General features: G+C 38.5%; 16 protein-coding genes. 10 read left to right on the forward strand and 6 right to left on the reverse strand.

Annotated features, from left to right (window positions below):
* The first annotated feature begins 77 nt into the window (after positions 1-77).
* The gene (locus tag NBG71_RS17495; RefSeq protein WP_075673264.1) at positions 78-647 is read left to right on the forward strand and encodes a class I SAM-dependent methyltransferase; all 570 of its coding nucleotides are present in this window, start codon (positions 78-80) and stop codon (positions 645-647) included.
* A 55-nt stretch (positions 648-702) separates the two neighbouring features.
* Here NBG71_RS17495 and pdxR read toward each other — a convergent pair whose 3' ends face one another.
* A complete protein-coding gene (gene pdxR, locus NBG71_RS17500) occupies positions 703-2,190 on the reverse strand; it encodes a MocR-like pyridoxine biosynthesis transcription factor PdxR (protein ID WP_191901690.1) in 1,488 nt (495 codons plus the stop codon).
* A gap of 127 nt (positions 2,191-2,317) precedes the next feature.
* Here pdxR and NBG71_RS17505 point away from each other — a divergent pair, with 127 nt between their 5' ends.
* The gene (locus NBG71_RS17505; protein ID WP_250917052.1) at positions 2,318-2,776 is read left to right on the forward strand and encodes a GNAT family N-acetyltransferase; all 459 of its coding nucleotides are present in this window, start codon (positions 2,318-2,320) and stop codon (positions 2,774-2,776) included.
* A 90-nt stretch (positions 2,777-2,866) separates the two neighbouring features.
* On the opposite strand, the gene NBG71_RS17510 is transcribed toward NBG71_RS17505, so the two are convergent.
* Positions 2,867-3,604, reverse strand: a complete 738-nt coding sequence (locus NBG71_RS17510) for a tetratricopeptide repeat protein (protein ID WP_075673261.1) — start codon at positions 3,602-3,604, stop codon at positions 2,867-2,869.
* Between the two features lie 108 nt (positions 3,605-3,712).
* Here NBG71_RS17510 and murQ point away from each other — a divergent pair, with 108 nt between their 5' ends.
* Positions 3,713-4,612 (forward strand): N-acetylmuramic acid 6-phosphate etherase, encoded by a 900-nt coding sequence (gene murQ, locus NBG71_RS17515; RefSeq protein WP_075673260.1) that lies wholly within the window; start codon positions 3,713-3,715, stop codon positions 4,610-4,612.
* A gap of 116 nt (positions 4,613-4,728) precedes the next feature.
* Here murQ and NBG71_RS17520 read toward each other — a convergent pair whose 3' ends face one another.
* Positions 4,729-5,592 (reverse strand): YicC/YloC family endoribonuclease, encoded by an 864-nt coding sequence (locus NBG71_RS17520; RefSeq protein WP_250917053.1) that lies wholly within the window; start codon positions 5,590-5,592, stop codon positions 4,729-4,731.
* Between the two features lie 125 nt (positions 5,593-5,717).
* Between NBG71_RS17520 and rph the strand changes: the two genes are divergently transcribed.
* Positions 5,718-6,434 (forward strand): ribonuclease PH, encoded by a 717-nt coding sequence (gene rph / locus NBG71_RS17525; RefSeq protein WP_250917067.1) that lies wholly within the window; start codon positions 5,718-5,720, stop codon positions 6,432-6,434.
* Positions 6,435-6,514: 80 nt separating this feature from the next.
* A complete protein-coding gene (pyrE, locus tag NBG71_RS17530; RefSeq protein ID WP_250917054.1) occupies positions 6,515-7,159 on the forward strand; it encodes an orotate phosphoribosyltransferase in 645 nt (214 codons plus the stop codon).
* Between the two features lie 308 nt (positions 7,160-7,467).
* On the opposite strand, the gene slmA is transcribed toward pyrE, so the two are convergent.
* From slmA to coaBC, 3 genes are all read right to left on the reverse strand, one after another.
* Entirely contained in the window at positions 7,468-8,070 is a 603-nt protein-coding gene (gene slmA, locus NBG71_RS17535; RefSeq protein ID WP_075673256.1) for a nucleoid occlusion factor SlmA, read from the reverse strand.
* Between the two features lie 113 nt (positions 8,071-8,183).
* Positions 8,184-8,642 (reverse strand): dUTP diphosphatase, encoded by a 459-nt coding sequence (dut, locus tag NBG71_RS17540; RefSeq protein ID WP_006534255.1) that lies wholly within the window; start codon positions 8,640-8,642, stop codon positions 8,184-8,186.
* Complete coding sequence (gene coaBC, locus NBG71_RS17545; RefSeq protein ID WP_109394422.1) at positions 8,626-9,837, reverse strand: bifunctional phosphopantothenoylcysteine decarboxylase/phosphopantothenate--cysteine ligase CoaBC; 1,212 nt, start codon at positions 9,835-9,837, stop codon at positions 8,626-8,628. The genes dut and coaBC overlap by 17 nt, the downstream gene beginning before the upstream one ends.
* A 302-nt stretch (positions 9,838-10,139) precedes the next feature.
* Between coaBC and radC the strand changes: the two genes are divergently transcribed.
* The 5 genes from radC (at position 10,140) to NBG71_RS17570 (ending at position 13,891) form a co-directional block, all read left to right on the forward strand.
* Complete coding sequence (radC, locus tag NBG71_RS17550) at positions 10,140-10,811, forward strand: RadC family protein (RefSeq protein WP_075673253.1); 672 nt, start codon at positions 10,140-10,142, stop codon at positions 10,809-10,811.
* Between the two features lie 247 nt (positions 10,812-11,058).
* Positions 11,059-11,295: a 50S ribosomal protein L28 gene (gene rpmB / locus NBG71_RS17555; protein ID WP_036914542.1), complete on the forward strand. Its 237-nt coding sequence runs from the start codon at positions 11,059-11,061 to the stop codon at positions 11,293-11,295.
* An 11-nt stretch (positions 11,296-11,306) separates the two neighbouring features.
* Entirely contained in the window at positions 11,307-11,474 is a 168-nt protein-coding gene (gene rpmG, locus NBG71_RS17560) for a 50S ribosomal protein L33 (RefSeq protein ID WP_006534250.1), read from the forward strand.
* A 149-nt stretch (positions 11,475-11,623) separates the two neighbouring features.
* Positions 11,624-12,751 carry a glycosyltransferase family 4 protein gene (locus NBG71_RS17565; RefSeq protein WP_211838718.1) on the forward strand — a complete coding sequence of 376 codons (1,128 nt, stop codon included), beginning with the start codon at positions 11,624-11,626 and terminating at the stop codon, positions 12,749-12,751.
* Between the two features lie 138 nt (positions 12,752-12,889).
* Positions 12,890-13,891 carry a glycosyltransferase family 9 protein gene (locus NBG71_RS17570; protein WP_250917055.1) on the forward strand — a complete coding sequence of 334 codons (1,002 nt, stop codon included), beginning with the start codon at positions 12,890-12,892 and terminating at the stop codon, positions 13,889-13,891.
* The last annotated feature ends 1 nt before the right edge of the window (position 13,892 follow it).

Genomic DNA, 13,892 nt, shown 5'->3' on the forward strand with positions numbered 1-13,892 from the left:
AATAAAAATAATGATGAATGTTCTTCATTTAATCTAGTTTTTATTTTACCTTAATTAAAAGGCACTAGGAGGCGAAGATGGATATATCCACATTCATTCCATTATCTACATACTACTCATATGTAAAACGGTTTGTGATCTCACCAACTACGATGGGTACTATCGCGCCTTCATCTCGTTGGTTATGTTATGAAATGTTAGATAAACTCAATTGGCAACAGGATCTTCAAGTTGCTGAGTTAGGTGCTGGCACAGGGGTTATTACTCAACAGATCTTAAAAAGAATGTCGTTGAATTCATCATTAGATGTTTTTGAAATAGAACCCAGTTTTGCGACAGAGTTAGATAAGATTAATGATAAACGATTAAGGGTTTATACTGCATCAGCAGAGAAGTTAAATAGTCATTATAATATGATTATCTCAGGGCTACCTTTTTTATCTATTCCTAAAAAAACAGGTTTAAGAGTTTTAAAACGGGTGCATAAAGAGTTATTAAAAACACAAGGTTGTTTTGTATTATTTCAATATACAACTCGATATGAAAAAACGTTATCTCGTTATTTTCATTTAGAAAAAAAATTGGTAATGCTGAATGTTCCTCCTGCTTGGGTTTATTATTGCACACCAAAAAATAAAATAGGGTAAATGCAAAACTTGCTCGACGTTTATATTGCAAATAACAAATAAGAATAAATGTTATTTATTCAGATAATGTTTGAGCAAGCAAAATAATACTCTTTTCAATTTCAATAGGATCATGAGCTGCGTACCCTAATAATACGCCTTGTCTTGGATAGGTTTGAATACAGTAACGTGATAAAGGCTGTATCGCTAAGCCAATCTCTCGTGATTTTTTCACAATATATTCTTCTGTATAGCCAACCTGTAACCAGCAGACAATATGGATACCTGAATCTGTCGGTTCAACACAGAAAACATGAGATAGATGTGTTTTTATGGCATTAGTTAACACTTGATAACGTTCATAACAGGCTTTTCGTATTCGCCTAACATGGCGTGCATAATGCCCTTGAGAAATAAATAGCGCCAATGTGGCTTGCTCTAAAAAGCCAGAATGTGAATCGGTATAGTATTTAGCAGCTTTAAAAGTATCAACTAAAGGTAAAGGGACCACTAAAAAGCCTAAACGAAATCCGGGATACATCATTTTTGAGAATGTACCGGCATAAATAACGCGCTGGTATTTATCTAATCCTTGGAGAGATTGAATGGGTTTAGAGTGATAGCGAAACTCACTATTGTAGTCATCTTCAAAGATCCACAGATTATTAGATGATGCCCACTCTAATAACGCAATACGACGTGAAAGTGAGAGCGTATTACCCAAAGGGAATTGATGTGAAGGTGTCGTAAAAACAAGTTTTGCTTCAGGACACTTTTCTATTCCTTGAGAAATATCCATTCCGTCAATATCTGAATTTATTGGGTATGACTGAATACCATAAGATGTGAAGATCCCCCGAGCACTGTCATAACCAGGATCATCTAACCAAACTGCATCACCTTCTTTTAATAATACTCTGGTGGTGAGATTAATCGCTTGTTGTGTTCCATTCACAATAATGATTTGCTCAGGTTGGCAAAAAAGCCCACGAGTTGATTGCATATATTGGCATATCATCTCTTTTAAAGGCGTGTAACCTGTTGGCGAATTAAATGTTGCGAGTGCTTTTTTCGATTGTCGCCAAACTCGCCCTAATAATCTTCCCCAAAGCTCATGTGGAAACAGATCAACACATCCAACACCGACATGAAAAATCGGATTATTATTGATATTGGGTTGTGATTGTTGCCAAAACGCTTGTGCTTTTTGCATATTGGGATTTAGCGTTTCTAATGGACTTTCGATTGATGGTGATGAAATAGAGTGGGTTGTTTTGATCCACTTATCCGAAATAATGGCATCAGGGATTGTGCTTGCAACAAAAGTACCTGCACCGCGTCGAGTAAATAAATAGCCTTCATCAATTAAACGTTCAAATCCTGCAATAACAGAATTGCGGGAAATCGACATCATTTCAGCTAAGGTACGGCTTGATGGTAGACGACTACCTGATGTTAAGCGTCCATCTAAAATCGCTTTTCTAATCGCGTGATAAATCTGAGAACCAATAGGTCCTTCTTCTAAAACAAGGTTAGGGAAATAAGCTGTTTTTTTCTGTTTCATAAAGTGGACCCTATAAAAACACAAAAAGTGTACCTTATTGAGAACCAAAATTAAACGTACCATGACCACGATTAAAGGCAGGTGATACCTTTTTATAGCATTTATGAAAGTAGAAGGAAGTGAAGAGATGAGCACAACACCAATAACTGTTTCAATTCAGTTTGTTGAACAAGAGCATTATGTTCAATGGTTGCCACATTGGTTAAGTTATCAAGCATTTTATAAAGTTGAGTTATCAGAAGAGACAACATTAAAAGCATGGGCACGTTTTTTTGATGCAAAAGAACCTGTTTATTGTGCTGTAGCGATGGAAGGTGAAAAAGTATTAGGCTTTGTACATTACCTTTTTCATCGTTCAACATGGGCTGAAAGTGATTTTTGTTATTTAGAAGATTTATTTGTTTCACCAGATACACGTGGTCGCCATGTAGGTAAGCAACTTATTGAGTTTGTTAATCAACAAGCAAAACAGCGTAATTGTGCTCGTTTATATTGGCATACACAGGAAACCAATTTACGTGGTCAGCGCTTATATAATTGGGTAGCAGAAAAACCGGGTGTGATTGAATACCGTATGGCGCTATAAAAGAACGTTAGGTAGGACAGACAGGGTATAAAAGAGATGGCGATATTTACCATCTCTTTTCTGAGTTAGGGTTATTTATTAGATTTTGGGTTAATTAAACGCTTGTTGGCAATAAAACTCATTGCCAACTTTTTTTGCTTCTTCACAAGCTTGTTGCATTAATTCATCTGCTTTTTGCTTGTTTGGCTCGATAATATAATATTGACCAGAGAACATAAAAGAAGCCATTGCTTGAGCAAATCCTTCAAAAGTCATTTCATTAGCTTTTGCAAACCACATATTCGCTTTTTCAGTATCTACAGGTACATTACCCACTCCGCTATAAAGAACACCTAGCCAAATCGGAGCGTAAACAAGCTCTGGTTGATGAGTTGCTGCGGCTTCTTCTAATAATATAATTGCTTTTTTGTAATCTGTTTCACCAGATAAAGGTGCCATAAGAGCCGTTGCTAAACTTATTTTTCCTCTTATGCTTCCTTTATTTGCTGCGATTGTTGCTAATTTTCTCGCTTCAACATAATAATTTTTAAAGTAAGGATCCGCATTAAATAAATAGAGATCAGCAAGTAATGCATAGGCATCGGCATAGTCGTTTTTTATTGCCTCATTTGCCCATAATTGGGCATTAAGAATATTTTTTTCGACACCGGTTCCCATTAAATACATTTCAGCTAATTGATATTGAGCTGGTGCATTGTGATTTAGTGCTTCTTTGCGAGTATCTTCAAATTTTCTTTTGTCTTGCTCTTCAAAATTAGCATGTAAAGAAAACGAGAAAAAAAGTGTAATTAGGCTGATAAAGGTCGAAATATATTTAATAAATGTCATGTAAGGTACCGTTTGTAATGATTTTGAAAATCTTACCAATAATAATGGTATAAAAGCAGTTTATTTCTTCGACTTAATCAAACAAATAATAATATTGGGAGTGCGATAATGGCGATTGACCTTAGCAATCTTGTCACAGAAAGTAGAAATCATAACAGTGAAAATATAGACACGCTTTCAACCTTCGATATGCTAAAAGTCATTAATAATGAAGATAAAAAAGTGCCATTAGCAGTCGAAAAAACGTTACCTGAAATTACTCAATTAGTTGATAAAGTTGCGATTGCTTTTTCTCAAGGTGGTCGTCTTATTTATTGTGGCGCTGGTACATCGGGGCGATTAGGGATTTTAGATGCCAGTGAATGCCCTCCAACTTATGGTACACCTCATGAAATGGTGATTGGATTAATTGCTGGTGGACACAAGGCTATTTTACAAGCGGTCGAGAATGCAGAAGATAATACTCAATTAGGCGAACAAGATTTACGCCAACTTAATTTTAATGAGCAAGATATTTTAGTGGGTATTGCTGCAAGTGGTAGAACACCGTATGTGATAGGCGCTCTGCAGTATGCAAAATCATTAGGTGCAACAACAGGGGCGATAAGTTGCAATCCAGAAAGCCCGATTGCCAAACTTGCTGATATTGCCATTACACCGATTGTGGGTGCTGAAGTGGTAACAGGTTCATCACGTATGAAAGCCGGCACAGCACAAAAACTTATCTTAAATATGATAACAACAGGTGCGATGATAAAAATCGGCAAAGTTTTTGGTAATTTAATGGTGGATGTTGAAGCGACTAATGCCAAATTGGTTGAACGCCAAATTCGCATTGTAATGCAAGCAACCGAGTGTGAAAGAGCTATCGCTGAAGAAGCGTTATCACAATGTCATCGTCAGTGTAAAACGGCAATTCTTATGATCTTAGCAAATGTAGATGCACAGCAGGCCACACAGATGCTTAATCAAAACAAAGGATTTATTAGAAAGGCGTTGGGTGAGTGATTTAATGTATAATTTATAAAAATGAAGCCAATAAAAATTAGAAACTTATTATAAAAAAGCCAGCAAATACAAGGTATCTACTGGCTTAATGATGGGCTGTAAACCGCTAAGAAATCTTACTCAATATTTTGAATTTGCTCACGCATTTGTTCAATTAAAACTTTTAATTCAATGGCTGAATTAGTGACTTCAGTATTAATTGATTTCGATGCTAATGTATTGGATTCACGGTTAAATTCTTGCATCATAAAATCAAGACGGCGACCTACGGCTTCTTTTTTTATAAGAATTTTTCGTGTTTCTTTAACGTGAGCTTCTAATCTATCAAGCTCTTCAGCAACATCTAAACGTTGCGCTAACATCACTAACTCTTGCTCTAAACGATTATTATCAATTTGAACTTGAGCTTCTTCTAATTTGCTTGTTAAGCGTTCACGTTGCCATTGTAAAACTTCTGGCATCTGTGCTCTCACCTTAACAACTTCTTCGCAAACAGCATCTAAACGCTGTTCGATAAGTACTTTCAGTGATTGCCCTTCTGCTTCACGGCTTGCGATGAAGGCGTCGATCGCTAAATCTAATTCAGCTAAAAGCTCAGTACCAATGGCATCTAAATCTTGCTCTTGTGCGGAAATAACACCCGGCCAACGTAAAATATCAAATGGGCTGATAGTCCCTTCATGGCTGTGGCTTTTTACCCAGTTGGCAGAAACAATCAGTTGTTTTGCTAAATTTTCATCAAGATTAAGTTCGCCTTGAAAGCGAGTATTAAGATCAAAACGTAAGTTACATTCAATTTTACCGCGCGTTAAGCGATTACGTAGACGTTCACGAATAACAGGTTCTAAACTACGTAATTGCTCAGGTAAACGAATATAAGTTTCAAGGTAGCGTTGGTTGACGGAACGTAGTTCCCATGCAGCGCTACCCCAGTCTTTTTTGATGTCTCGGCGAGCAAAAGCGGTCATGCTACGGATCATAATAAGGTCTCAATAGTGTAAAAGATGATACGATTATAACCCTAGGCATCGATACAGGATAGGCATAAGCCATTTTAGGTCGTATAATGCGCCCCCAATATGTCAGAGAAAGCGGAGATAACACCATGCGTCCAGCAGACAGACAAGCAGACCAAGTACGTCCTATTACCATCACTCGCCATTATACAAAACACGCTGAGGGTTCTGTATTAGTCGAATTTGGTGATACTAAAGTCTTGTGTAACGCCACTGTAGAAGAGGGTGTACCACGTTTTCTTAAAGGGCAAGGGCAAGGTTGGGTAACCGCAGAATACGGTATGCTTCCTCGCGCAACAAATAGTCGTAATGCACGTGAAGCGGCTCGTGGTAAACAAACCGGCCGTACTATGGAAATTCAACGCTTAATTGCACGCTCATTACGTGCTGCTGTTGATTTAAAAGCATTAGGTGAATTCACTATCACTGTTGATTGTGATGTTATTCAAGCTGATGGAGGTACACGTACGGCCTCTATCTCTGGTGCTTGCGTCGCATTAGTTGATGCTTTAAATAAAATGGTTGAAGAAGGTAAACTGAAAAAGAGCCCTCTTAAATCAATGGTCGCTGCTGTATCTGTGGGAATTGTTGATGGTGAACCATTATGCGATCTCGAATATGTTGAAGATTCTGCCGCAGAAACAGATATGAATGTGGTGATGATTGATGATGGTCGTATGATTGAAGTTCAAGGTACGGCAGAAGGCGTACCATTTAGCCATGAAGAATTACTTGCTTTACTCGCCCTTGCAAAGGGGGGATTAGAGAAAATATTTGAAGCGCAAAAAGAGGCGCTTAAGCAATAAATTATATTTTTAAGGCGACTGAGAAGTCGCCTTTTTTATGCCTAAAATTTGTCATCAAGTAACGTAGAGAGGAGAAAGAAATGAAAGCCTACCAACGCCGCTTTATCGAACTAGCATTAGCAAAAAATGTCCTGAAATTTGGTGAGTTTACACTGAAATCAGGAAGGGTGAGTCCTTACTTTTTTAATGCCGGTTTATTTAATACAGGGCGTGATTTGGCTTTACTGGGGCAGTTCTATGCGCAAACATTATTAGATAATAATGTGTCTTGTGATGTGCTGTTTGGGCCCGCTTATAAAGGGATACCTATTGCAACCACAACGGCAGTCGCATTGGTTGAACATCATGATATCGATATCCCTTACTGTTTTAATCGTAAAGAGGCTAAAGATCATGGTGAAGGAGGAACATTAGTAGGAAGCCCATTGAAAGGTAATGTTGTGATTGTCGATGATGTCATTACAGCAGGTACTGCAATTCGGGAATCAATGGAAATCATAAAACAGCATGATGCAACGCTTTCTGCTGTGTTATTAAGTTTGGATAGACAAGAGAAAGGGCGAGAAGAACTTTCTGCAATACAAGAGTTAAAACGTGACTATCAATGCCAAGTGTATTCGATTATTACCTTGAATGATTTAATTAGTTATCTAAGTGAGAATAAAACACTGTCTGAGCATTTACCTGCGGTTAAAGCTTATCGAGAGCGCTATGGCGTGAATTAATAAAGTGAATACGCGATAAACGAATTGGTCGATTAGAGATAAAAAAAAGCCCTCGCCCAATTATGGGCGGGGTGAGTAGTACAATGAATCTTCTGCGACAATTATCACAGATATTGAAATATAAAAAGGACTTTTACAGCAGGGGCAAAGCGAGTCGCTAATGCCACAATGTAGGAAGTGCACGAGTGCCATTCCTGATAAAAACATTTAGGTAACTGTGTACCAGAGGACGCATGTTAACACAAATAAGAAAAAAACGGCATATCTGTAAATTTCAAATTGTTGAGTTAAATCACGAGTCCATCATTTCATTGTAACTGTGCCAAAATTAATGGCCAGCGAGCTTCAAATTCTTGAGTGGGTTGATAGCGAAATTCTGTGCGTACAAAGCGCGCTAACATACCTTCACAAAAAGCGAGTAGTTGTGAAGCAAGTAATGCTTCATCATGCAAGAAAGCACTACCTTCACGAATTTTACGCTCTTTAATGACTTGTCGTAGTTGAACCTCAATACGCTCATAAAGCTGGTTTATTCGCCCTTGCAATCTGTCTTGTTCAAACATCAATGCATGACCAGTCAAAATACGAGATAGCCCTGGGTTTTTCTCAGCAAAACCGAGGATCAAGATAAGAATTAAGCGAATTCTTGCAACAGCCTCTTTTTCGTCTTTTAAAATCAAATTAATACGGGAGACTAAGCTATCTTCGATAAACTCAATCAAGCTATCAAACATTTTGGTTTTACTGGGAAAATGTCGATAGAGCGCGGCTTCAGATACACCAACAGTGGCAGCAAGCTTTGCCGTTGTGATGCGCTGACTACCATCACTTGATTCCAACATTTGGGCAAGTGACTGTAAGATTTCATCCCGTCTATTTCTTTTCTTTTTGGTTTCTTTTTCTTCTGCCATGACTGATAAGGCCCCTGCTAAAAGCAAAACAAATCAGTAAACCTTTGCACTAAGGTTTTTTAGTGCAAAGGGAGTGATATCGTCATTGATATAATTAATGCAAGACGTATTTATTATTGGCGGCCGGAGTGACCAAAGCCACCGCTACCACGTTCCGTTGCGGTAAAATCTTCAACAATATTAAATTCAGCTTGAACGACGGGTACGATAATCATTTGAGCAATACGCTCACCCGGTTCGATGGTAAATGCTGTTTGACCACGATTCCAAACAGATACCATCAGTTGACCTTGGTAATCGGAATCAATCAGCCCAACTAAGTTACCTAATACAACACCGTGTTTATGGCCTAAACCTGAGCGAGGAAGTACCATTGCTGCTAATCCTTCATCGGCAATATGTACAGCAAGACCTGTAGGTAATAATTCGGTTTGCCCTGGTTCAAGAACTAATGGTGCATCAAGGCAAGCGCGTAAATCTAAACCAGCAGAGCCTGTCGTGGCATAAGCAGGAAGTGGATATTCTTGACCAATACGTGCATCAAGGATTTTAACATCAATTTTTTTCATCATAATGTTTGGCTATCTCGTCAAGTAGGCGATGGCTAAGTTGTGCTTTACTACTGTGTGGTAAGCGCACTTCTCCATTAGCCCAAATAAGGTGTAATGCATTATTGTCACTGTTAAAGCCTTGATTTTCTATTGAAACATCATTGGCACAGATTAAATCGAGTTGCTTTTGTTCTCGTTTTTTGCGGGCATATTCTTCCACATTCTGGGTTTCGGCTGCAAATCCAACAACAAAAGGACGGTGTTCAACCATTTTTCCGACACTCGCGACAATGTCGGGGTTTTTTACCATAGTGATGGTGACTTCATCACCTTGTTTTTTTATTTTTTCAGCCGCGATAAGTTTAGCGCGGTAATCTGCAACCGCCGCACAACCAATAAAAATATCTTGTGAAGGTGCGATTAGCATCACTTGTTCATACATTTCTTGTGCGCTTTCAACGTCAATACGTTTAACACAAGCGGGTGTCGGTAATGTGACAGGTCCTGCGATAAGTGTGACATCAGCTCCACGTAATGCGGCCGCTTGTGCAATCGCAAATCCCATTTTCCCGGAGCTATGATTACTGATAAAACGCACTGGATCTAAGGCTTCACGAGTTGGACCTGCGGTTATCGTAATTTTTTTACCTGCAAAATCTTGTGGCTGTAAAGCAAGTTGTTTTTCAGCTAATGCGACAAGAGCTAAAGGATCTAACATTCGTCCCGGTCCTACATCACCACAAGCTTGGCTACCTGAGTCAGGCCCCCAAATTAAACAGCCTCGTTGTTCTAAAGCGGATAAATTTTCTTGTGTAATCGTGGCTCTGTACATTTGCTGATTCATTGCTGGCGCAATAGCGATAGGTGCACTACTCGCTAAACAGAGTGTGGTAAGTAAATCATTTGCCATACCCACTCGTAAACGCGCAATAAGATCGGCAGTAGCAGGTGCAAGTAGAATTAAATCAGCCCATTTACCTAATTCAATATGCCCCATAGCGGCTTCTGCAGCTGGATCAAGTAAATCATCCGCAACAGGAAAACCAGAAACAGCTTGTAGTGATAAAGGTGTTACAAATGCATGAGCTGCGGGTGTCATTACAACTCGCACAATTGCCCCTTTCTCACGTAAACGGCGTACAAGTTCAGGTGCTTTATAGGCCGCAATACCACCACTGATACCAAGAATAATCTTTTTGTCGTGAAGTGTAGTCATGATGAAATGCCTAAGTACATAAATAATTGCCCGTAATTTTACCACAAGGTCATCGTGAATTCGGAATTCTATGTAACTTCATGTTTTATAGATTAAATTTTTGCGATTCATCTCGCATAAATTTGATGTGTGTCTTTTTTATACAAGATTAGTAGTTTATAGTAAATTAACTGTATAAAACAACAGTTGTTTTACGATTGGCATTTAATGATGAGTGATGTTTCACCTAAATCCTAATGTTTATGTAAATAGATAAAATAGATCATTAATACCACTGCCTTTACTTATTAAGGAGTCCACGGATGGAAAATCAATCGGTTAGTGAACTTTTACCTAGAGAAAAATTATTACTTTATGGCGTTGAATCACTCACTGATATTGAGTTATTGGCGCTCTTTTTACGCACAGGCACTTATGAAAAATCTGTATTAGAACTGGCAGCGTTTTTACTGAAAGAGTGTGGTTCTCTTTATCATGTTATTAATGCTGATTATGAAACCTTAGGGCGTTTTAAAGGTGTTGGTGTGGGAAAGTTTACCCAGCTACAAGCGATTAATGAAATGGCACAGCGCTTTTCTACAACACAATTTATGTATAAAAATGTATTATCTTCTTCAGAAGATACAAAGTATTACTTACAAAAATTATTGCATTGGCGAGACAGAGAAGTGTTTGTGGTACTGTTTCTCGATAATCAAAATCAATTGATTGCATTTGAAGAGATGTTTAAAGGAACAATTAACAGAGTAGAGGTTCATCCTAGAGAAATTGTCCGCCAATCAATAAAAAAGAATGCAACATCCATCATTCTTGCTCATAATCACCCTTCTGGTATTTGCGAACCAAGTCTCGCAGATAAAGTAATAACAGAAAAAATTTTTACTGCTTGCCAATTAGTGGGTGTAAATGTACTCGATCACCTTGTGATAGGGCATGATAATTGTGTTTCTTTCGCAGAACGAGGTTGGTTGTAGCAAATATTTTTGTAATTATTGTCAATCTTTATTTGTACGGGTCTTGAGCGTTGAGGCCATTGGGCGTATACTACGCCACCTTTGAGGATCTTGGGTTTGGCGAGAAGAGCCTATCTCAGCAAGTTTTTTCTGAGGTGTTTACACAGTTTTTCAATCGTTAAAAGTTGCTGAGATGGGCTCCAAAGCCTGACGAGGCGGTCAAACCTGATATTAAAGCTCGAGCTGATTAGATTTTTGGAGAATAGACATGTCCCGAGTCTGCCAAGTTACCGGCAAGCGTCCTGTGAGTGGAAACAACCGCTCTCACGCATTAAACGCGACTAAACGCCGTTTTCTGCCAAACCTGCACTCTCACCGTTTCTGGGTTGAGTCTGAGAAACGTTTCGTAACTCTGCGTGTATCTGCTAAAGGTATGCGTGTGATTGATAAGAAAGGCATCGAATCTGTATTAGCAGATTTACGTGCCCGTGGTGAGAAGTTCTAAGGAGCTGAAAAATGGCTAAAGGTATTCGCGAGAAAATTAAACTCGTTTCTTCTGCTGGTACAGGTCACTTCTATACCACTACGAAGAACAAACGCACTATGCCAGAAAAACTGGAAATGAAAAAATTCGATCCAGTTGTTCGTCAACATGTGCTTTATAAAGAAGCTAAAATTAAATAATTTTAGTTTTCTTAAAAAACCCGACCTTAGTGTCGGGTTTTTTGTTATCTGGAGCCTGCTAAGTATAACAAAGTAAAGCTATTGTGATCTTAGCTTACTCTTTAGTTATACTATGGCTCTTTTTAAATCATCAGATAAATGGATTGCGGATGAGTAAGTCAGTATTATCAATATTACATACAGAATCATCTTGTGGATGGGGTGGTCAGGAAATCCGTATACTGACGGAATCTCAAGGTATGATCCGCAGAGGGCATCGAGTTGCATTAGTGTGTTGCCCTACATCCAAAATTGCCAAGGCCGCGCCTGATTATGGTATTGAGGTTTTCACTTTACCCATTGAAAAAAAACGTGGTTCAGCATTAAAAGCACTTCGCCAATGGCTGAAATTACATCGCCACCAATTTGATGTTATCAATACTCATAGTTCCACTGATGCATGGTTAGTCGCTGCTTCTTGTGCCACATTACGCCATTCTCCTGTGGTCGTTCGAACTCGTCATGTTTCTACAGATGTTTCACGTTCATTACCAACTCGATGGCTTTATCTTTCGTCCAGTGCCCATGTTGTGACAACGGGGGAAAAATTACGCCAGACTCTCCATCAGCATAATAAATTTCCATTAGAAAAAATGACATCAGTGCCTACGGGAATTGATCTGCAACGTTTTTATCCACAAAACAAACAACAAGCTAGAGAAAAAATTGGAATACCGAATAAACCGACATTAGGTATTGTTGCAACTATGCGAGTGTGGAAAGGACATAAATATTTAGTAGAAGCATGGAAATCATTACATCAGCGGTTTCCTGATTGGCAATTAATTTTTGTTGGTGATGGGCCTCAACGTAAAAATTTAGAACCGATGGTTAAAGAGGCAGAATTAGAACAAAGCATTTTCTTCCTTGGTAATCGTAATGATGTGCCTGATTGTTTAAATGCAATGGATCTCTTTGCATTACCTTCTTTTGGTAATGAAGGTGTACCTCAAGGTATTATGCAGGCAATGGCCTGTGGTTTACCTGTTGTGTCGACCACGGTTGGTGCGATTAGCGAAGCCGTTATTGATGGTAAAACAGGATTTACATTAGTACCACAGGTACAAGAAACATTAACAAGTCATTTAGCTAAATTAATGAGCTCAGATGAATTACGTGAACAGATGGGAAAAGCAGCGCTTGAACACGCTGTTTCACGATTTGGTTTGGATAATATGTTAGATAAGATGGAAAGGATCTTTATTCAGGCAATCAACGATAAAAATAAGTCAGTATGATTAATGCTGATAATAAAGTTTTGAAACGATTATCTCTATTATCAACTTGGTGTATTCATCTTATTGATGAATATTTGTAATACTTTTTAGTGTATAGTCTGAGAAGTAAATGTATCATTTAAGCCAAATAAAAAGCATATGGATCCAAAAAATATATTGGTTATAGCGGTAGCGCGTTTTGGTGATACATTACTTATCACCCCCGTTATTCATGCCTTAAAACAGCGTTGGCCCAATGCTCATATTGATGTATTTGCACATAAGCGTAGTGCATGCATTCTTGAGCATAATCCTGATATTAATAGTGTTAGACATTTTTCTAAAAAGCGCGCTGTTTGGTCAGGTTGGTTACCGAACAAACCTTATGATTTGGCTTTGGTATACGGTAATGATCGTGAATTAGTGAACTATGCTCGTCGCCAATCTCATCATACCGTTGCTTTTGCTGACATATCTGAGCAGCAAGGCAATACGACTTGGGTTGCGCGCCCCAAGTCGCCGATGGTTGCACAAAAAGAGCGTGCCTTATTAATTAATGCATTAGGGATTTATCCGAGTTGTTGGCAATTACGTTACTTTATCAGTGAGGAAGAAGTGACTTTTGCACAACAGTTTTTGAAAGATAATTCATTAATTAATAAGAATATTATTGGTTTTCAGTTACAAAGCTTTCCCGCTAAAGCCTATCGAGATTGGCCAGTGGAGAACTTTCTGCAATTAGCAAAGCAGATTATTTCCCATGACGCGAGTACGTATTTTTTGCTATTAGGTGGTAAGGAAAGTGCGCAATTATCTGTTGATTTAGCTAAAAAAATAGGTGAAGAGCGATGTTTAGCCTTAGCGGGGCGTGTTTCTATGCGTCAAAATGCGGCAATTATGGCAAATTTATCGCTTTATGTTGGTGTTGATACTGGCCCTACACATTTAGCCGGTGCTTTAGATATCCCGATGGTGGCGCTATATCATAGCTATCATCCCGGGTGCTATTTAGCCCCTATACAACATTCTTGTTGTCAGGTTATCCAACATCCGACACCATTAGAAAAAGCACGCCGTGAAGATAATATGGCTGAAATCTCAGTTGAGAATGTGTGGAATGCAGTGAGTAATATCATGAATGGAATGAAGGTGAAAAAGTAAT

This window comes from Proteus sp. FZP2095, assembly GCF_023701425.1.
Taxonomy (GTDB): domain Bacteria; phylum Pseudomonadota; class Gammaproteobacteria; order Enterobacterales; family Enterobacteriaceae; genus Proteus; species Proteus cibarius.

Excerpts from the sequence above, each read along its gene's own strand:
- NBG71_RS17505 (WP_250917052.1), top strand. The coding sequence starts at position 2,318 with ATGAGCACAACACCAATAACTGTTTCAATTCAGTTTGTTGAACAAGAG.
- NBG71_RS17520 (WP_250917053.1), bottom strand. The coding sequence starts at position 5,592 with ATGATCCGTAGCATGACCGCTTTTGCTCGCCGAGACATCAAAAAAGAC.
- coaBC (WP_109394422.1), bottom strand. The coding sequence starts at position 9,837 with ATGACTACACTTCACGACAAAAAGATTATTCTTGGTATCAGTGGTGGT.
- NBG71_RS17510 (WP_075673261.1), bottom strand. The coding sequence starts at position 3,604 with ATGACATTTATTAAATATATTTCGACCTTTATCAGCCTAATTACACTT.
- dut (WP_006534255.1), bottom strand. The coding sequence starts at position 8,642 with ATGATGAAAAAAATTGATGTTAAAATCCTTGATGCACGTATTGGTCAA.
- murQ (WP_075673260.1), top strand. The coding sequence starts at position 3,713 with ATGGCGATTGACCTTAGCAATCTTGTCACAGAAAGTAGAAATCATAAC.
- rpmG (WP_006534250.1), top strand. The coding sequence starts at position 11,307 with ATGGCTAAAGGTATTCGCGAGAAAATTAAACTCGTTTCTTCTGCTGGT.
- NBG71_RS17570 (WP_250917055.1), top strand. The coding sequence starts at position 12,890 with ATGGATCCAAAAAATATATTGGTTATAGCGGTAGCGCGTTTTGGTGAT.
- rph (WP_250917067.1), top strand. The coding sequence starts at position 5,718 with ATGCGTCCAGCAGACAGACAAGCAGACCAAGTACGTCCTATTACCATC.
- radC (WP_075673253.1), top strand. The coding sequence starts at position 10,140 with ATGGAAAATCAATCGGTTAGTGAACTTTTACCTAGAGAAAAATTATTA.
- NBG71_RS17565 (WP_211838718.1), top strand. The coding sequence starts at position 11,624 with ATGAGTAAGTCAGTATTATCAATATTACATACAGAATCATCTTGTGGA.
- NBG71_RS17495 (WP_075673264.1), top strand. The coding sequence starts at position 78 with ATGGATATATCCACATTCATTCCATTATCTACATACTACTCATATGTA.
- pdxR (WP_191901690.1), bottom strand. The coding sequence starts at position 2,190 with ATGAAACAGAAAAAAACAGCTTATTTCCCTAACCTTGTTTTAGAAGAA.
- slmA (WP_075673256.1), bottom strand. The coding sequence starts at position 8,070 with ATGGCAGAAGAAAAAGAAACCAAAAAGAAAAGAAATAGACGGGATGAA.
- pyrE (WP_250917054.1), top strand. The coding sequence starts at position 6,515 with ATGAAAGCCTACCAACGCCGCTTTATCGAACTAGCATTAGCAAAAAAT.
- rpmB (WP_036914542.1), top strand. The coding sequence starts at position 11,059 with ATGTCCCGAGTCTGCCAAGTTACCGGCAAGCGTCCTGTGAGTGGAAAC.